Origin of the sequence: Pseudomonas sp. MF7453, assembly GCF_016405455.1 — a bacterium.
Lineage (GTDB): Bacteria > Pseudomonadota > Gammaproteobacteria > Pseudomonadales > Pseudomonadaceae > Aquipseudomonas > Aquipseudomonas paralactis.
Map to the genome: position 1 here is coordinate 108,477 of NZ_JAEKCN010000003.1, position 17,826 is coordinate 126,302.

16 protein-coding genes are annotated in these 17,826 nt (G+C 60.0%); 7 read left to right on the forward strand and 9 right to left on the reverse strand.

Annotated features, from left to right (window positions below; genetic code table 11):
* Positions 1-31: 31 nt before the first annotated feature.
* The 7 genes from ispC to rpsB all read right to left on the reverse strand — a co-directional run bounded on the left by ispC (position 32) and on the right by rpsB (position 6,099).
* Positions 32-1,222, reverse strand: coding sequence for a 1-deoxy-D-xylulose-5-phosphate reductoisomerase (gene ispC / locus JFT63_RS06335; RefSeq protein ID WP_186559728.1), 1,191 nt, complete (start codon positions 1,220-1,222; stop codon positions 32-34).
* Complete coding sequence (locus JFT63_RS06340; protein WP_057701313.1) at positions 1,219-2,025, reverse strand: phosphatidate cytidylyltransferase; 807 nt, start codon at positions 2,023-2,025, stop codon at positions 1,219-1,221. Before JFT63_RS06340 ends, ispC begins: the two co-directional genes overlap by 4 nt.
* On the reverse strand, positions 2,026-2,781 hold the full coding sequence (gene uppS / locus JFT63_RS06345; RefSeq protein WP_057701314.1) for a polyprenyl diphosphate synthase: 756 nt from the start codon (positions 2,779-2,781) through the stop codon (positions 2,026-2,028).
* A 17-nt stretch (positions 2,782-2,798) separates the two neighbouring features.
* Positions 2,799-3,356, reverse strand: coding sequence for a ribosome recycling factor (gene frr, locus JFT63_RS06350; protein WP_003189163.1), 558 nt, complete (start codon positions 3,354-3,356; stop codon positions 2,799-2,801).
* Positions 3,353-4,096 (reverse strand): UMP kinase, encoded by a 744-nt coding sequence (gene pyrH / locus JFT63_RS06355; protein WP_003189161.1) that lies wholly within the window; start codon positions 4,094-4,096, stop codon positions 3,353-3,355. Before pyrH ends, frr begins: the two co-directional genes overlap by 4 nt.
* Positions 4,097-4,306: 210 nt before the next feature.
* Positions 4,307-5,170 carry a translation elongation factor Ts gene (gene tsf / locus JFT63_RS06360; RefSeq protein ID WP_005785711.1) on the reverse strand — a complete coding sequence of 288 codons (864 nt, stop codon included), beginning with the start codon at positions 5,168-5,170 and terminating at the stop codon, positions 4,307-4,309.
* Between the two features lie 191 nt (positions 5,171-5,361).
* Positions 5,362-6,099 (reverse strand): 30S ribosomal protein S2, encoded by a 738-nt coding sequence (rpsB, locus tag JFT63_RS06365; RefSeq protein ID WP_003189158.1) that lies wholly within the window; start codon positions 6,097-6,099, stop codon positions 5,362-5,364.
* A 387-nt stretch (positions 6,100-6,486) separates the two neighbouring features.
* Here rpsB and map point away from each other — a divergent pair, with 387 nt between their 5' ends.
* The 3 genes from map to dapC all read left to right on the forward strand — a co-directional run bounded on the left by map (position 6,487) and on the right by dapC (position 11,381).
* Positions 6,487-7,269, forward strand: coding sequence for a type I methionyl aminopeptidase (gene map, locus JFT63_RS06370; protein WP_032877377.1), 783 nt, complete (start codon positions 6,487-6,489; stop codon positions 7,267-7,269).
* A gap of 66 nt (positions 7,270-7,335) precedes the next feature.
* Positions 7,336-10,038 (forward strand): [protein-PII] uridylyltransferase, encoded by a 2,703-nt coding sequence (locus JFT63_RS06375; protein ID WP_057701315.1) that lies wholly within the window; start codon positions 7,336-7,338, stop codon positions 10,036-10,038.
* Positions 10,039-10,181: 143 nt separating this feature from the next.
* Complete coding sequence (dapC, locus tag JFT63_RS06380) at positions 10,182-11,381, forward strand: succinyldiaminopimelate transaminase (RefSeq protein ID WP_198843612.1); 1,200 nt, start codon at positions 10,182-10,184, stop codon at positions 11,379-11,381.
* An 11-nt stretch (positions 11,382-11,392) separates the two neighbouring features.
* On the opposite strand, the gene JFT63_RS06385 is transcribed toward dapC, so the two are convergent.
* Complete coding sequence (locus tag JFT63_RS06385; protein WP_198843613.1) at positions 11,393-13,036, reverse strand: Na+/H+ antiporter; 1,644 nt, start codon at positions 13,034-13,036, stop codon at positions 11,393-11,395.
* Positions 13,037-13,301: 265 nt separating this feature from the next.
* Between JFT63_RS06385 and JFT63_RS06390 the strand changes: the two genes are divergently transcribed.
* The 4 genes from JFT63_RS06390 (at position 13,302) to JFT63_RS06405 (ending at position 16,353) form a co-directional block, all read left to right on the forward strand.
* The gene (locus tag JFT63_RS06390) at positions 13,302-13,610 is read left to right on the forward strand and encodes an arsenate reductase (protein ID WP_231982825.1); all 309 of its coding nucleotides are present in this window, start codon (positions 13,302-13,304) and stop codon (positions 13,608-13,610) included.
* A gap of 31 nt (positions 13,611-13,641) precedes the next feature.
* Positions 13,642-14,676, forward strand: coding sequence for a 2,3,4,5-tetrahydropyridine-2,6-dicarboxylate N-succinyltransferase (dapD, locus tag JFT63_RS06395; protein WP_186559730.1), 1,035 nt, complete (start codon positions 13,642-13,644; stop codon positions 14,674-14,676).
* Between the two features lie 67 nt (positions 14,677-14,743).
* Entirely contained in the window at positions 14,744-15,949 is a 1,206-nt protein-coding gene (locus tag JFT63_RS06400; RefSeq protein ID WP_057701319.1) for an aminotransferase class V-fold PLP-dependent enzyme, read from the forward strand.
* Entirely contained in the window at positions 15,946-16,353 is a 408-nt protein-coding gene (locus JFT63_RS06405; protein ID WP_198843614.1) for a SufE family protein, read from the forward strand. Before JFT63_RS06400 ends, JFT63_RS06405 begins: the two co-directional genes overlap by 4 nt.
* Positions 16,354-16,886: 533 nt before the next feature.
* On the opposite strand, the gene tcdA is transcribed toward JFT63_RS06405, so the two are convergent.
* A complete protein-coding gene (gene tcdA, locus JFT63_RS06410) occupies positions 16,887-17,696 on the reverse strand; it encodes a tRNA cyclic N6-threonylcarbamoyladenosine(37) synthase TcdA (RefSeq protein WP_198843615.1) in 810 nt (269 codons plus the stop codon).
* Between the last annotated feature and the right edge of the window lie 130 nt (positions 17,697-17,826).

Consider the following 17,826-nt stretch of genomic DNA (forward strand, 5'->3'; position numbering starts at 1 on the left):
CAATGCCTGATGGCTCAAACCCGCCTACCCGCTAACGCGCGTCGCGATCCAGCCATTGCCGGGCCAAGGCTCGGGCCTTGGTATCGGCCTCAAATACCGCTCCCAGGTCATTTACAGCCACGACCGGCTCAAGATTCAGGACGTCCTCGATGATACTCGCGATCTGTGGAAAGCGGATGCGCCGTTCGAGAAACGCCGCAACGGCCACTTCGTTGGCCGCATTGAGCATCGCCGGCGCACTGTTACCCGCCTCGGCCGCTTGCCGCGCCAGACGCAGGCACGGAAAACGCTGCTCGTCCGGAGCTTCGAAGTCCAGGCGCGCAATTGCAAACAGGTCCAGGGGTGCAACGCCGGAATCGATCCGCTCCGGCCAGGCCAGGGCGTTGGCGATCGGCGTGCGCATGTCCGGGTTGCCCAACTGCGCCAACACCGAACCATCCACGTAATCGACCAGGGAATGAATCACGCTTTGCGGGTGAATCACCACCTCGACCTGATCAGGCCGAGCATCGAACAACCAGCACGCCTCGATCAACTCCAGGCCTTTGTTCATCATGCTGGCCGAGTCCACGGAAATCTTGCGCCCCATGGACCAGTTCGGATGCGCGCACGCCTGGTCGGGAGACACATGTTCAAGCTCAGTCAGGGGAGTCTGCCGGAAGGGGCCACCGGATGCCGTCAGCAGAATCCGGCGCACGCCGACCTGGCTCAAGCCGCGGGCAAAATCCCCGGGCATGCACTGGAAGATTGCGTTGTGCTCGCTGTCCAGCGGCAGCAGCACCGCCCCACTCTTGCGCACGGCCTGCATAAAGAGCGCACCGGACATCACCAGCGCTTCTTTATTGGCCAGCAGAATTTTCTTGCCGGCATCGACTGCCGCTAATGTCGGACGCAAACCCGCCGCACCGACAATCGCCGCCACCACGGTATCCACATCAGCGTCGGCCGCCACCTGGCACAACCCTGCCTCCCCGACCAACACCTGGGTGGTCAGCCCCGCGGCCCGCAGATCTTCCTGCAGCCCGCGAGCCTGCGCCGCCTCGGGCACAACGGCGAAGCGCGGTGAGTGGCGCACGCACAAGGCCAGCAACTCGCGCAAACGCGTGAAGCCGGTCAACGCAAAAACCTGGTAACGATCCGGGTGACGAGCGATGACATCCAGAGTGCTCAGCCCAACCGAGCCGGTCGCACCCAGCACGGTAACCTGTTGCAGGCCGCTCACGAGGCGATCATCCACAACAGCACGGCAAAGATTGGCAGCGCAGCAGTCAGGCTGTCGATGCGGTCCAGCACACCACCATGACCCGGCAGCAGGTTACTGCTGTCCTTGATCCCGGCCTGGCGCTTGAACATGCTTTCGGTGAGGTCACCCACCACCGAGATAAACACGACGATAGCGGTGCCCAGCAAGGCCAGGAGAACCTCCTTCACCGACCAGTCACGCATCACACCCACGACGAGCGTGATCAGCAGCGTCAAGGCCAGGCCGCCGTACACGCCTTCCCAGCTCTTGCCCGGGCTGACGGCCGGAGCCAGCTTGCGCTTGCCGAACGCGCGACCCGAGAAGTAGGCGCCGATATCGGCACCCCACACCAGCACCATCACGGCCAGGATCAGTTCATTACCGAGAGGGTAGCGCTTGATTTCCACCAGCCCTTGCCAGGCCGGCAGCAGGATCAGCAAGCCGATCACCAGCTTGCAGGCCACGCTGGACCATTGACCACTGGTGCGTGGATAGGTCAGCACCAGGAATGTTGCCAACGCCCACCACAGCACCGCTGCCCCCAATACCCAAGGCGCGATGTCCGGCAGGATATACATCAGGAACAACAGCACCGCGACGACTGCGGCGTATGCCACACGCGGCAACTGGTTGCTGAAACCCGCCAGGCGCGCCCACTCCCAGGCGCCCAGGGTCACGACCAGGCCGATAAACAGCGCAAAGCCGGAGCCTTCAAGCAGGAAAAAACCGCACAGGGCAATCGGCAGCAGAATCAGTGCCGTGATGATTCGTTGTTTAAGCATTTAAACCCGGGCTCCAGCTTCGATCTGCTCGCTCGTTTTACCGAAACGACGCTGACGGGAAGCGAAATCGGCCAGCGCATTGCGCATGGCATCGTGTTTGAAGTCCGGCCAGAACAGGTCGGAGAAATACAACTCGGTATAGGCTAGCTGCCACAGCAGGAAATTGCTGATGCGATGTTCGCCACCGGTACGGATACACAAGTCCGGCAACGGCAGGTCGCCAGTTACCAGGCAGGTTTGCAACAGTTCGGGCGTAATGTCTTCGGGGCGCAGATGACCGGCCTGCACTTCGCGGGCAAGCCGTTGCGCAGCCTGGGCGATATCCCACTGGCCACCGTAATTGGCCGCAATCTGCAGCACAAAACGATTACTGCCGGCGGTGATGGCCTCGGCTTCGCGCATGGCGACCTGCAGATCCGGATGGAACCGCGAGCGATCACCAATGATGCGCAGACTGATGTTGTTGTCATTGAGGCGCTTGGCCTCACGACGCAGGGCCTTGAAGAACAGATCCATCAAGGCACTGACTTCGTCGGCAGGCCGCTGCCAGTTTTCACTGGAAAAGGCGAACAAGGTCAGCACCTCGACCTTGGCCTCGGCACACACCTCAATCACCGCCCTTACCGCGTCAACACCCGCTTTATGCCCGGCAACACCCGGCATAAAGCGTTTTTTCGCCCAGCGATTATTCCCATCCATGATGATCGCGACATGGCGCGGCACCACGGAGGGCACAGTCTGCTTGGTCTTTTCCATAAAGGCGTCCTGACCCCTTATACGGCCATCAGGTCCTTTTCTTTTTCTTCGGTAGCCTTGGTGATCTGGGCTTCGGCATCCTTGGTCAACTTGTCGATATCAGCAACGGCACGACGCTCTTCGTCTTCGCTGATTTCCTTGTCCTTGACCAGTTTCTTCAGGTCACCCAACGCATCGCGACGGATGTTACGCACAGCAACGCGCGCATCTTCAGCGGCACTGCGCGCCTGCTTGGTGAAGCCCTTGCGGGTTTCTTCGGTCAGTGCAGGCATGGAAATCAACAACAACTCGCCGAGGTTGGTCGGGTTGAGGTTCAGGCCAGCGCTCTGGATCGCCTTGTCGACTGCCGCGAGCATGTTGCGCTCGAACGCCACGACTTGCAGGGTACGCGAGTCCTTTACGGTCACGTTGGCCACGCCGCTGAGCGGGGTGTCGGAACCGTAGTAAGGCACCATCACGCTACCCAGGATGCTCGGGTGCGCCTTGCCGGTACGGATCTGGCCAAATGCATGGCTCAGCGATTCCAGGGATTTCTGCATACGCGCCTGGGCGTCTTTCTTGATTTCATTGATCATTGTTGGCCTTCCTCGATCAGAGTCCCTTCCGCGCCGCCGTGTACGATATTCAGCAGGGCGCCGGGCTTGTTCATGTTAAATACGCGCAGCGGCATCTTGTGGTCGCGGCACAGGCAGATAGCGGTCAGGTCCATCACACCCAGCTTGCGATCCAGCACTTCATCGTAGGTCAGATGATCGAACTTCTCTGCATGCGGGTCTTTGAATGGGTCTGCAGTGTATACGCCATCTACCTTGGTGGCTTTGAGCACCACGTCGGCATCGATTTCGATAGCGCGCAGGCACGCAGCCGAATCGGTGGTGAAGAACGGGTTGCCTGTGCCGGCGGCAAAGATCACCACTTCCTTGGAGTTCAGGTGGCGCATGGCTTTGCGGCGATCGTAGTGATCGGTCACGCCAACCATGGAGATAGCCGACATCACGATGGCCGAGATATTGGCACGCTCCAGAGCGTCGCGCATGGCCAGGGCGTTCATCACAGTGGCCAGCATGCCCATGTGGTCGCCAGTGACCCGATCCATACCGGCCGCACTCAGTGCCGCGCCACGGAACAGGTTGCCGCCGCCAATCACCAGGCCGACCTGCACACCGATACCGACCAATTGGCCGACTTCCAGCGCCATGCGGTCAAGCACCTTGGGGTCGATCCCGAACTCTTCCGAGCCCATCAGGGCCTCGCCGCTGAGCTTGAGTAGAATGCGTTTATAGCGAGCCTGATAACCACTGCCCTGCTGAGCCATTGCGAATCTCTCCTGCGGCGTATTTTTTAAAAATTCTTGGCGAGCCGTTTACGGCTTGCGTTCACTCTAGCTGGACGCTGTCACAGCGCCATCGGAACACGGCTTTGTAAGCCAGTTCCGAGAGGAATCCAAATAAAATTGGCCTTCCCATTTGAAAAGAGGCTGCGCGCGTGAGCGGGCAGCCTCTTTCGGCGACAGTTTGGGACTGTCTTATTGCTTGGCGGCAGCCAGCTGGGCAGCAACTTCTTCAGCGAAGTTGTCGACCGGCTTCTCGATGCCTTCGCCTACTTTGAAGTAAGTGAAGGAAACGATTTCGGCACCGGCTTTCTTGGCCAGTTCGCCAACCTTGATTTCAGGGTTCTTGACGAACGCCTGCTCAACCAGGCTTGCTTCGGCCAGGAACTTGCTGATACGGCCTTTGACCATGTTCTCAACAATGTTTTCTGGCTTGCCTTTGATTTTTTCTTCGTTCAGCTGCAGGAACACAGCTTTTTCACGCTCGATCGCTTCGGCCGAAACTTCCGAAGGCAGCAGGAACTCAGGGTTGCTTGCAGCAACGTGCATAGCGATGTCTTTGGCCAGCTCAACGTCGCCGCCTTTCAGAACAACTGCTACACCGATTTTGTTGCCGTGCAGGTAGCCACCAACCACGTCACCTTCAACGCGAACCAGGCGACGGATGTTGACGTTTTCGCCAACCTTGCCGACCAGTACCAGGCGAGCTGCTTCTTGAGCTTCGATCAGAGGCTCAACAGTGGTCAGCTTGTCAGCGAAAGCTTTTTCGACGCTGGCAGCAACGAATGCCTTGAAGTCATCCTGCAGAGCCAGGAAGTCGGTCTGGGAGTTAACTTCCAGCAGAACGGCGGATTTGCCGTCTTCTTTCAGAGCGATAGCGCCTTCAGCAGCAACGTTGCCTGCTTTCTTGGCAGCCTTGATGGCGCCGGAAGCACGCATGTCATCAATGGCTTTTTCGATGTCGCCGCCAGCCTTGGTCAAGGCCTTTTTGCAATCCATCATGCCTTCGCCGGTACGCTCACGCAGTTCTTTAACCAACGCTGCAGTAATCTCTGCCATTTCAAAATCCTCTTGGATAGGTTTTCAACCATTCCACCCGATCAAACGGGCGATCAATTCTTCCCGAATTTCAGTTGTAGGCCGCTGCACGTTACAAATGATGTAGCTGCGCTGCCGACAAATGGTTTTCGAGGTGGCAAAAAGGGGGCCAAGCCCCCTTTTTGCTTACTGAGTCAACGCCAGGGCGTCAGTTACTCAGCGGCAGCTACCGGAGCTTCTTCAACGAACTGCTCGGTACCGCCAGCAACGTGGTTGCGACCACGGATTACAGCGTCAGCCATCGAACCCATGTACAGCTGGATAGCGCGGATTGCGTCATCGTTGCCTGGGATGATGTAGTCAACGCCTTCCGGGCTGCTGTTGGTATCGACTACGCCGATAACCGGGATGCCCAGCTTGTTGGCTTCGGTGATCGCGATGCGCTCGTGATCAACGTCGATAACGAACAGTGCGTCAGGCAGACCGCCCATGTCCTTGATACCACCCAGGGAACGATCGAGCTTTTCCAGGTCACGGGAGCGCATCAGCGCTTCTTTCTTGGTCAGCTTGGCGAAAGTACCGTCTTCGGCTTGCACTTCAAGGTCACGCAGACGCTTGATGGAAGCACGGATGGTTTTGAAGTTGGTCAGCATACCGCCCAACCAGCGGTGATCGACGTACGGCGAACCGCAACGTGCTGCTTCTTCAGCAACGATCTTGCCAGCGGAACGCTTGGTGCCGACGAACAGGATCTTGTTTTTGCCCTGGGCCAGACGCTCTACGAAAGTCAGAGCTTCGTTGAACATTGGCAGGGTTTTTTCAAGGTTGATAATGTGAATCTTGTTACGCGCGCCGAAAATGTATTTACCCATTTTCGGGTTCCAGTAACGGGTCTGGTGACCGAAGTGCACACCGGCCTTCAGCATATCGCGCATGTTGACTTGGGACATGATAGTTCCTTAATAAGTCGGGTTTGGCCTCCACGTATCCCAATGACCAACCAGCGGCATCAAGGCCTCCGGCACCCAGGTCATCGTGTCGACACGTGTGTGGATTTAAGCTTTTCGGGGTATCCCCGGAAAGCGGCGCATTTTATACCACAGCAAGGGCGAAAACGAAACCCGCAATCACACCTGACCGCAGCGACCTGCGCGCAACCCGTTGAATAGAGCGGATTTACCCCCACCCTATAGAGAGAAGCGATCGTCAGAGGCTCATGATTTACCGCCCGCGTCTGGTAGAATCGCGTTTTTTGTGGCTTGTGCGAGCTCAGCAACCTTTTGTCGCACGCCCGTAAACCGTATTGATTTCAGCGCGTCGCGCTAGAGAGAGCCTGTATGACCGTTAGTTTGAAAACCGCCGAAGACATCGCCGGCATGCGCATCGCCGGCAAACTGGCCGCCGACGTGCTGGAAATGATTGCAGAGCACGTAAAGCCGGGCGTCACCACCGAAACCCTGAACCAGATCTGCCACGACTATATCGTCAACGTGCAAAAGGCTATCCCTGCGCCCCTGAACTACAAAGGCTTCCCCAAGTCGATCTGCACCTCGGTCAACCACGTGGTGTGCCACGGCATTCCCGGGGACAAGCCATTGAAGGACGGCGACACTCTGAACATCGACGTCACCGTGATCAAGGACCGCTACTTCGGCGACACCAGCCGCATGTTCCACGTCGGTAACGTGCCGGTCTGGGCCGAACGCCTGTCCCAGGTGACCCAGGAGTGCATGTACAAGGCCATCGAAATCGTCAAACCCGGCTGCCGCCTGGGTGACATCGGTGAAGTGATCCAAAAGCACGCCGAAAAGAACGGCTTCTCGGTGGTGCGCGAGTTCTGCGGCCACGGCATCGGCACCGTATTCCACGAAGAACCGCAGATCCTGCACTACGGCCGCGCCGGCACCGGCATGGAACTCAAGGCCGGCATGACCTTTACCATCGAGCCGATGATCAACCAGGGCAAGGCCGATACCAAAGTGCTGGGCGACGGCTGGACCGCCATCACCAAAGACCGCAAGCTCTCGGCCCAGTGGGAACACACGCTGCTGGTCACCGAAACCGGCTACGAGATCTTCACGTTGCGCGCAGACGACACGATCCCTCGCGTTTCGGCGTGAGGGTTGCGTCGGTTTTCCAGCTTCAACCGTGTGACTGACTCTATAGATAGATAGGAAAGCCGATCAATGCCCCAGGTGGATCCCGAACTCTTCGACCGTGGCCAGTTCCAGGCCGAGCTGGCATTGAAGGCGAGCCCCATCGCCGCCTTCAAAAAAGCCATTCGCCAGGCACGCGAGGTGCTCGACGCGCGTTTTCGCAGTGGTCGGGACATCAGGCGACTGATCGAAGACCGCGCCTGGTTCGTCGATAACATCCTGCAAAAAGCCTGGGAACAGTTCAGCTGGAGTGCAGACGCCGATATCGCCCTGGTGGCGGTCGGCGGCTACGGTCGCGGCGAACTGCACCCCTACTCCGACATCGACCTGTTGATCCTGCTGGGCAGCGCCGACCACGAAACCTTTCGCGATTCCATCGAGCGTTTTCTGACATTACTGTGGGACATCGGCCTGGAAGTCGGCCAGAGCGTGCGTTCGGTAGACGAATGCGCCGAAGAGGCCCGTGCCGACTTGACGGTGGTCACCAACCTGATGGAAAGCCGCACCATCTGCGGCCCCGAGCGCCTGCGCCAGCGCATGCTCGAAGTCACCAGCACCGCACACATGTGGCCGAGCAAGGATTTCTTCCTGGCCAAGCGCGCCGAACAGAAGGCGCGGCACCACAAGTACAACGATACCGAATACAACCTGGAGCCCAACGTCAAAGGCTCCCCGGGGGGGCTGCGGGATATCCAGACGATTTTGTGGGTGGCCCGCCGCCAATACGGCACGCTGAACCTGCGCGCCCTGGCTGGCGAAGGCTTTCTGGTGGAGAGCGAAAACACTCTGCTGGCGTCGTCCCAGGAGTTCCTGTGGAAGGTGCGCTACGCCCTGCACATGCTCGCCGGTCGCTCCGAAGACCGCCTGTTGTTCGATCACCAGCGTTCCATCGCAACCCTGCTGGGCTTTGAGGGCGAAGACGCGAAGACCAGCATCGAAAGTTTCATGCAACAGTATTATCGGGTGGTCATGAGCATTGCCCAGCTCAGCGACCTGATCATCCAGCACTTCGAAGAGGTGATCCTGGCCCCCGAAGACGAAGCGCCGCCGCAGCCGATCAATGCGCGCTTCCAACTGCATGACGGTTATATCGAAGCACGCAACGACAACGTGTTCCGCCGTACCCCGTTCGCCATGCTGGAGATCTTCGTGCTGATGGCCCAGCAGCCGGACATCAAAGGCGTGCGCGCCGATACCATCCGCTTGCTGCGGGAAAACCGTCACCTGATCGACGACGACTTTCGCAACGATATCCGCAATACCAGCCTGTTTATCGAACTGTTCAAGTGCCGCATCGGCATCCACCGCAACCTGCGGCGCATGAACCGCTACGGCATTCTCGGACGCTACCTGCCGGAGTTCGGCTTTATCGTCGGGCAAATGCAGCATGACTTGTTCCACATTTACACCGTGGATGCCCACACCCTGAACCTGATCAAGCACTTGCGTAAGTTGCAATACACTCAGGTGTCAGAGAAATTCCCGCTGGCCAGTAAGCTGATGGCCAAGCTGCCCAAGCCCGAGCTGATTTACCTGGCGGGCCTGTATCACGACATCGGCAAGGGTCGCCATGGCGATCACTCGGAAATCGGTGCAGTGGACGCCGAAGCCTTCTGCCAGCGCCACCAGTTGCCCTTGTGGGATAGCCGCCTGATCGTCTGGCTGGTGCAAAACCATCTGGTGATGTCGACCACCGCGCAGCGCAAAGACTTGTCAGACCCGCAGGTGATCCACGACTTTGCCGGCATCGTCGGTGATGAGACCCGTCTGGACTATCTATATGTGCTGACCGTCTCCGATATCAATGCCACCAACCCCACACTGTGGAACTCCTGGCGCGCCAGCCTGTTGCGCCAGCTGTACACCGAGACCAAGCGCGCCCTGCGCCGCGGCCTGGAGAACCCGGTGGACCGCGAAGAACAGATCCGTCGCACCCAAAGCGCGGCCCTGGATATTCTGGTACGCGGGGGTAACGACCCGGACGACGTCGAGCAGCTCTGGTCGCAACTGGGCGACGATTATTTCCTGCGCCACACCGCCGGCGACGTGGCCTGGCACAGCGATGCAATCCTGCAGCAACCGGCCGATGGTGGCCCACTGGTATTGATCAAGGAAACCACCCAGCGTGAATTCGAAGGCGGCACGCAGATCTTCATCTACGCGCCGGACCAGCACGACTTCTTCGCCGTGACCGTGGCCGCCATGGACCAGCTCAACCTGAACATCCATGACGCCCGGGTCATCACTTCCAGCAGCCAGTTCACCCTCGACACCTACATCGTGCTCGACACCGACGGCGACTCGATCGGCGATAACCCGGCGCGGGTGAAAAAAATCCGCGAGGGCCTGACCGAAGCCCTGCGCAACCCTGACGACTACCCCACCATCATTCAGCGCCGGGTACCGCGCCAGCTCAAGCACTTTGCCTTTGCGCCACAGGTGACCATTTCCAACGACGCCCAGCGACCCGTGACCGTGCTTGAACTCAGCGCACCGGATCGCCCGGGGCTGCTGGCGCGTATCGGCGGGATTTTCCTGGAGTTCGACCTGTCATTGCAGAACGCCAAGATCGCGACGCTTGGCGAGCGAGTAGAAGACGTGTTCTTCATTACCGATGCCGACAATCAGCCGCTGTCCGACCCAGAGCTGTGCCTGCGTTTACAGGCCGCGATCGTGGAGCAATTGAGCGTGACCCAGGAACCCGGCGTCGAACTGACACGCCTGACTATTTGAATTCTTAACTTTGTGAACAGGAGTCATGTGGGAGCTGGCTTGCCTGCCATGCAGATACCTCGGTGCGTCAGCTCGACCGCAGTGAGGCCATCGCAGGCAAGCCAGCTCCCACAGGGTCCGCGCTCACCGTGACAGAGGCTTATATGAACAACGCCCTTAACCAGTTGCAGCCCTACCCCTTCGAGAAACTGCGCGCCCTGCTCGGCAGCGTGACGCCGAACCCGGACAAACGCCCGATTGCACTGTCCATCGGCGAGCCCAAGCACACTTCACCGGCCTTCGTTGCCGAGGCCCTGAGCAATAACCTCGATCAAATGGCGGTGTACCCCACCACACTGGGTACCCCGGCGCTGCGCGAAGCCATCGGCGCCTGGTGCGAACGCCGCTTCAACGTGCCCAAGGGCTGGCTGGACCCGGCGCGCAACATCCTGCCGGTCAACGGTACCCGCGAAGCGCTGTTCGCCTTCACCCAGACCGTGGTTAACCGCGGCGACGACGCACTGGTGGTGAGCCCGAACCCGTTTTACCAAATCTACGAAGGTGCTGCGTTCCTGGCCGGGGCCAAGCCGCATTACCTGCCGTGCCTGGATACCAATGGCTTCAACCCGGACTTCGATGCCGTATCGCCGGATGTCTGGAAGCGCTGCCAGATCCTGTTCCTGTGCTCCCCGGGCAACCCGACCGGCGCGCTGATCCCGGTCGACACCCTGAAAAAACTTATCGCCCTGGCCGACGAATACGACTTCGTGATCGCCGCCGACGAATGCTACAGCGAACTCTACTTCGACGAACAAACCCCGCCTCCGGGCCTGCTCAGCGCCTGCATCGAGCTGGGTCGCCAGGATTTCAAGCGCTGCGTGGTATTCCACAGCCTGTCCAAGCGCTCCAACCTGCCGGGCCTGCGTTCGGGGTTCGTGGCTGGCGATGCCGACATCCTCAAAGCGTTTTTGCTGTACCGCACCTACCATGGCTGCGCGATGCCGGTGCAAACCCAGTTGGCCAGCATCGCCGCCTGGCAGGACGAGGCCCATGTACTGGCCAACCGTGACCTGTACCGCGAGAAGTTCGATGCGGTGCTAGCCATTCTCACGCCGGTACTGGATGTACAAAGCCCGGACGGTGGGTTTTATTTGTGGCCGAATGTGAATGGCGACGACGCCGCCTTCTGCCGCGATTTGTTCGTGGAAGAACATGTAACCGTGGTGCCGGGGTCGTACCTGTCACGGGAAGTGGACGGTTTCAACCCGGGCGCTGGCCGTGTACGCCTGGCGTTGGTTGCGCCGTTGGCCGAATGTGTGGAAGCGGCAGAGCGGATTCGCGCGTTTATCCAGCGCCGCCGCTGAAAGCTGGCGGGTCACTTCATGTGACCCAAATTCGCCTCGCTCATATCCAGTTCCGCCAGCACCTCCCTCAATACGTCATCACCAATCTGGTGGTGACGGCTCAAGCTGTACAACTCCAGCCGTTGCGCGCGCAGAGCCTTGAGTCGCAGCTTGCGCTCAAGCAGGTCCATTTGCTGCGCCAGCGCCTGGGCTTCAGCCGAATCGTTGAAGACTTCCAATTGATGGCGATATTCCGACATCAGCCGTGCCTTCAGTTCGGTAGCCAATGCCGCCTGGGCGGCGTCCGGCGTTTCGGCCTCGGCTGGCTCGTCGGCCTCCAGCGCATGAATCGCGGCCACGGCGGTCTTTTTCCAGGCTTCGCGCACTTCTTTGTGGCGTTTTTCATCCGGGCTATTCTCGACGCCGCGTAACAGTAGCGGTAGCGCGATACAGGCAGCGACCAGTGATAACAGGATCACACCGGCCGCGATAAAAATCAGCAAGTCACGCTCCGGAAAGTCCTGCCCTGGAGCCAGCAGCAAGGGCACCGACATGACACCCGCCAAGGTCACCGCCCCCCTGACACCGCCGACGGTCAGCAACCAGCAGGAACGGGCCGTCGGCACCAGGGTCAGCGCGCTTTTGCCACGCAGCCTGCGCAGTAACCCCGACAGTCGCCAGATGCTCTGCACCCAGATAAAGCGCAATACCACCAGCACCATAAAGATCGCCACCACATCCAGGCAGCGGTACAACAAAATGGGCCACAGGGTGGTTTCGTGGCTGACCACGGCTTTGATGATGTCCGGCAGTTGCAGGCCCAGTAGCAGGAAGATCAGGCCGTTGAAGGCAAACTCCAATAGCGACCAGACACTGCGGTTGAGCAAGCGGGTACTGGTCTGGCGCGGCAGCAGATCAAGCCAGCTTTGCATCATGCCTGCGGCCACCGCCGACAAAATACCCGAAGCGCCCAGGCGTTCAGCCAATACGTACGCCGCAAAGGGCAGCAGCAACATGAACACCACATGGGTCGCGGGGTCATCCCAGCCCCGGGCAATCATCCATGCGCGCAGGCGACCGACCAGCCAGCTCAACGCCACCCCGATCGCCAGCCCGCCCACAGCCACCAGTACAAAGGTCAGGCTGGCATCCGCCAGGGAGAAAACCCCGGTCAGCGCCGCTGCCAGGGCAAATTTGAAGGTCACCAGGCCCGACGCGTCATTCATCAAGGCTTCGCCCTGAAGCATATGCATCAATGGCTTGGGCAAACGATTCTGGGAAATGGCCGACACTGCCACGGCGTCCGTCGGCGATAGAACCGCCGCCAGGGCAAAAGCCACCGGCAAGGGGATCGAGGGCAGCAACCAATGAATGAAGTAGCCGGCGCCGACCACAGTAAACAGCACCAGCCCCACCGCCAATGTCAGAATCGGGCCACGCAGGCGCCACAATTCGCGCTTGGGCATGCGCCAACCATCGGAAAACAGCAGCGGCGGCAGGAACAAAAACAGGAACAGCTCCGGGTCCAGCGCCACATGCAGCCCCAACGTGGGCCAGGCCAGCAAGGCGCCAGCGGCAATCTGCACCAGGGGCAACGGCAGTGGGATGATGCGCCCGACCAGGCGCGAAAGGCTGACCAGCATCAGCAGGATAAGAACGGTGTAGGCGGTTTGCATAACGCGGGTTTCCCGGACAATCGACTTGCAACGACACATCAGGCAACAACTGGCCGTTGAAGTGCCATATTACCCCGCTATGTTACTCGCCTAGGCTGCGCACCGGCTTTTGCACAAAAGTCGCACGCTGTTGACGAGCGGCGCCGAAACCGGCTGGTCGTGGCATAATCCGCGATCTTTCATTTTTCATTCGTCCAAAGGGGGCAATTCCTTGACCGCTTCAAGCAAAACCTTGCACCTTTTCGGCATCAAAGCCTGCGACACCATGAAAAAGGCGCGCACTTGGCTCGATGAGCACGCGGTGAGCTATGAGTTCCATGACTACAAAACGGCCGGTATCGACCGCGAACACTTGACCCAATGGTGCAACGAGCACGGTTGGCAGGTGGTTTTGAACCGTGCGGGCACCACCTTTCGCAAACTCGAAGACGAACGCAAAGCCGATCTCGATCAGTCGAAAGCCATTGAATTGATGCTCGCACAACCCTCGATGATCAAGCGCCCGGTGCTCGATCTCGGTGACAGAACCCTGATTGGCTTCAAGCCAGATAGTTATTCGGCGGCCCTCAAGTAGGCCAGCCTTCCATTTTTGTAGAGGTAACAGCATGTCCAATTCCCTGTTCAGCCTGGGCTTCGGCGTCGGCACTCAGAACCGCCAAGGTGCTTGGCTGGAAGTGTTTTACGCACAACCCTTGCTCAACCCGTCGGCTGAAATCGTTGCCGCCATCGCACCGATCCTCGGTTACACCGAAGGCAACCAGGCCATCACCTTTACCGTGAGCCAGGCCCTGCAACTGGCTGACGCACTTAAAGGCGTCGACACCGCCCAGGCCGCCCTGCTGAGCCGTCTGGCGGAAAGCCACACGCCGCTGGTCGCCACCCTGTTGGCCGAAGATGCCGCGCTGACCTCCACGCCTGAGGCCTACCTCAAGCTGCACCTGTTGTCCCATCGCCTGGTCAAGCCCCACGGCCTGAGCCTGGCCGGTGTGTTCCCACAGTTGCCGAACGTGGCCTGGACCAGCCAGGGCGCCATCGACATCAATGAACTGGCCGAGCGCCAACTGGAAGCGCGCCTGCGTGGCGACCTGCTGGAAGTGTTCTCGGTGGACAAGTTCCCGAAAATGACCGATTACGTCGTACCGGCCGGCGTGCGTATCGCTGACGCTGCACGTATCCGTCTGGGCGCCTACGTGGGCGAAGGCACCACCGTGATGCACGAAGGTTTCGTCAACTTCAACGCGGGCACCGAAGGCCCGGGCATGATCGAAGGCCGTGTATCGGCAGGCGTGTTCGTCGGCAAGGGTTCGGACCTGGGCGGCGGCTGCTCCACCATGGGCACCCTGTCGGGCGGCGGCAATATCGTGATCAAGGTCGGCGAAGGCTGCCTGATCGGCGCCAACGCCGGTACCGGTATCCCGTTGGGCGACCGCAACACCGTGGAGTCGGGCCTGTACATCACCGCCGGCACCAAGGTGGCGTTGCTCGATGAGAAGAACCAACTGGTCAAGGTGGTCAAGGCGCGCGAACTGGCCGGTCAACCGGACCTGCTGTTCCGCCGTAACTCCGAGACCGGTGCCGTGGAGTGCAAAACCCACAAATCGGCCATCGAACTGAACGAAGCGCTGCACGCTCACAACTAAGCAGCCACTCGATGCCACTAGCGGCCGCACCTTCGGGTGCGGCTCGCTTATACGAGTCTTGATCACCATGCTTGTGCCCTCCCCCTGGCGCGCCGATTTCCCGGCCATCGCTACCCTGCAACGGCAAGACCAGACCTATCTGGACAGTGCCGCCACCACCCAAAAACCCCAAGCTCTGCTGGATGCCATCAGCCATTACTACGCCAATGGCGCAGCCAATGTGCACCGTGCCCAGCATTTGCCGGGGGCCCATGCGACCCAAGCCTTTGAGGACAGTCGCAGCAAGGTCGCGCAGTGGTTGAATGCAGGCGACAGCGGGCAGATCGTATTCACCCACGGCGCAACCTCTGCGCTGAACCTCCTGGCCTATGGCCTTGAACATCTATTCAATGCGGGCGATGAGATAGCCATCAGCGCCCTGGAACACCATGCCAACCTGTTGCCGTGGCAGCAGTTGGCCAAACGACGTGCGCTGACGCTGGTGGTATTGCCCCTGGACGATGACGGCGTGATCGACCTGCAAGCCGCCGCATCCTTGATCGGCCCGCGCACGCGCCTGCTGGCGCTGAGCCAGTTGTCCAACGTGCTGGGCACCTGGCAGCCGCTGGAAGCCCTACTGACGCTGGCCCAGGCACACGGCGCCCTGACGGTTGTGGATGGCGCTCAGGGCATCGTGCATGGGCGCCACGACGTACAGGCCCTGGGCTGCGATTTCTACGTATTCTCCAGCCACAAACTCTACGGCCCGGACGGCGTCGGCGTGCTGTTCGGCCGCAACGCAGCCCTGCATCACCTGCGCCACTGGCAGTTTGGCGGCGAAATGGTGCAGCAGGCAGATTATCAAGGCGCCAGCTTCCGCCCTGCCCCACTGGGGTTTGAAGCCGGCACGCCGCCCATTGCCGGCGTGATCGGCCTGGGTGCTACCCTCGATTACCTGAGTTCGCTGGATCAGCACGCCGTAGTCGCCCACGAAGCCGCACTGCACGACTATTTGCTGCGCGGGCTGAAAGCTCGCAATGGCGTGCGTGTACTGGGATCACCGCAAGCAGCGCTGGTGAGCTTCGTGGTGGAAGGTGTGCATAACGCCGACCTGGCTCACCTGCTGACCGAGCAAGGCATCGCCGTGCGCGCCGGGCATCATTGTGCAATGCCGCTGCTCAAGGCCATGCACTTGTCCGGCGCCATTCGAGTGTCCCTTGCGCTGTACAACGATTCCGATGACCTGGAGCGCTTCTTTGAAGCGCTGGACCAGGCGCTGGATATGTTGCGATGAGCCTGCCGCTGGAGGCGCACGCCGCGCTGCAAGCCTTCCAGGCCGTTGGCAGTTGGGAGCAGCGCGCCCGGATGCTGATGCAATGGGGTGAACGCTTGCCCGCCCTGGCTGATGACGAAAAGGTCGACGCTAATCTGGTGCAAGGTTGCGAAAGCCTGGTGTGGCTGGTGGGGCGCTTGCAGGACGGCCATTGGCAGTTTACGGCGAGCAGCGAGGCGCGGATGATTCGTGGGTTGGTGGCGTTGCTGCTGGCGCGGGTCAATGGGCTGTCGGCTGATGAACTGCAAGCGGTTGACCTGCCTGACTGGTTCAATCAACTGGGCTTGTCGCGCCAGTTATCGCCGTCGCGCAGCAATGGTTTGAATGCCGTACTGCAACGCATGCAAGACCTGACGCATACATAGAAATAATGTGGAAGCTGGCTTACCTGCGATGGCCACAGGTAACCGACGGTAACCACGATGCGAAGCGAGCCGCTCTTGATCTTGCTCTTGATCTGCTTGTGATCTTGATCTCAGGCGCCCCGTTAAACCACGCTGGCCGGAATTCGACAGGGATTTGGGGGGTAAACCGGCAGGGATGCCGGTTTAGCCGCCCCGCGCCATGGATGGCGCGTGGCGGCGGCCCCCCAAATCACTGGAGGATTACGGGCACACCGAGCCTAGGCGAGGTGCCGAGTGGTGGGGCAAGAGCGTTTTGCTTACTTTTGCGCTTTTCAAAAGTGAGCCGCCGTCAGGGCGGAACCCTAAGTGGCCGTTACCTAAATAACGGATATGTACTCAATCTAATCCCACATCCCGGTCGGCTGTCAGGCCGCCTTCGCGAGCAAGCCCCCACATTGGGATCGCGGGGTGTCAGGTAGATTGCCGTCGGCTAGCAGGGCTTCATCGCAGGCAAGCCAGCTCCCACAGTTTAGATCTCTGTCGGGTGGTGAGGTCTAGGTGGGTTTGATGCGCTCTGAGGGACGGCGCACTCCCGCCACAATCTTGTCCACCGCCTTGGTCGCCGCGACCATGCCGAACGTAGCTGTGACCATCATCACCGCGCCAAACCCTCCCGCGCAGTCCAGCTTCACGCCATCACCGACAAAACTCTTCTGCAAACAGATACTGCCATCGGGCTTGGGATAGCGCAGTTGCTCGGTGGAAAACACACACGGCACGCTGTAATGACGGGTCACGGTGCGTGAGAAGCCGTAGTCGCGGCGCAGGGTAGAACGCACTTTCGAGGCCAGCGGGTCATTGAAGGTGCGGTTCAGGTCGCACACCTGGATCAGCGTGGGGTCAATCTGCCCGCCAGCGCCGCCGGTGGTGATGATCTGGATCTTGCGGCGTTTGCACCAGGCAATCAGCGCCGCCTTGGCGTTGACCGCATCGATGCAGTCGATCACGCAGTCAATATCCGGCGTGATGTACTCCGCCATGGTGTCGCGGGTGACGAAGTCCGCTACGGCATGCACGGTGCACGCCGGGTTGATCCCACGCAGGCGCTCAGCCATCACCTCGACCTTGGGCTTGCCCACGGTGCTGTCCAGAGCGTGCAACTGGCGGTTGCTGTTACTGACGCAGACATCGTCCAGGTCAAACAGCGAAATCTCGCCCACCCCGCAACGGGCGATCGCTTCCGCCGCCCAGGAGCCCACGCCGCCGACGCCGACAATCGCCACATGGGCCGCTTTCAAGCGTTCCAGCCCCTCGATGCCGTACAAGCGGGCGACGCCTGCGAACCGCGGATCTTCTGTACTCATGATCATTACCCCAAAAACCGGCGCGCATTATGGACTACAGCGCGACAAGTTCGAAGCTTCCAGCTACAAGTAAAGAACTTAGGTGGACTTTCGCAGACTAACGTCCGGCTTTTCTCTGTCTGCTGTACGC

Bases quoted from the DNA above. Each gene is read 5' to 3' on its own strand.
- tsf (WP_005785711.1), bottom strand. From the start codon at position 5,170: ATGGCAGAGATTACTGCAGCGTTGGTTAAAGAACTGCGTGAGCGTACC.
- JFT63_RS06405 (WP_198843614.1), top strand. From the start codon at position 15,946: ATGAGCCTGCCGCTGGAGGCGCACGCCGCGCTGCAAGCCTTCCAGGCC.
- map (WP_032877377.1), top strand. From the start codon at position 6,487: ATGACCGTTAGTTTGAAAACCGCCGAAGACATCGCCGGCATGCGCATC.
- JFT63_RS06385 (WP_198843613.1), bottom strand. From the start codon at position 13,036: ATGCAAACCGCCTACACCGTTCTTATCCTGCTGATGCTGGTCAGCCTT.
- rpsB (WP_003189158.1), bottom strand. From the start codon at position 6,099: ATGTCCCAAGTCAACATGCGCGATATGCTGAAGGCCGGTGTGCACTTC.
- uppS (WP_057701314.1), bottom strand. From the start codon at position 2,781: ATGGAAAAGACCAAGCAGACTGTGCCCTCCGTGGTGCCGCGCCATGTC.
- dapD (WP_186559730.1), top strand. From the start codon at position 13,642: ATGTCCAATTCCCTGTTCAGCCTGGGCTTCGGCGTCGGCACTCAGAAC.
- JFT63_RS06375 (WP_057701315.1), top strand. From the start codon at position 7,336: ATGCCCCAGGTGGATCCCGAACTCTTCGACCGTGGCCAGTTCCAGGCC.
- JFT63_RS06390 (WP_231982825.1), top strand. From the start codon at position 13,302: ATGAAAAAGGCGCGCACTTGGCTCGATGAGCACGCGGTGAGCTATGAG.
- dapC (WP_198843612.1), top strand. From the start codon at position 10,182: ATGAACAACGCCCTTAACCAGTTGCAGCCCTACCCCTTCGAGAAACTG.
- tcdA (WP_198843615.1), bottom strand. From the start codon at position 17,696: ATGAGTACAGAAGATCCGCGGTTCGCAGGCGTCGCCCGCTTGTACGGC.
- JFT63_RS06400 (WP_057701319.1), top strand. From the start codon at position 14,744: ATGCTTGTGCCCTCCCCCTGGCGCGCCGATTTCCCGGCCATCGCTACC.
- pyrH (WP_003189161.1), bottom strand. From the start codon at position 4,096: ATGGCTCAGCAGGGCAGTGGTTATCAGGCTCGCTATAAACGCATTCTA.
- JFT63_RS06340 (WP_057701313.1), bottom strand. From the start codon at position 2,025: ATGCTTAAACAACGAATCATCACGGCACTGATTCTGCTGCCGATTGCC.
- frr (WP_003189163.1), bottom strand. From the start codon at position 3,356: ATGATCAATGAAATCAAGAAAGACGCCCAGGCGCGTATGCAGAAATCC.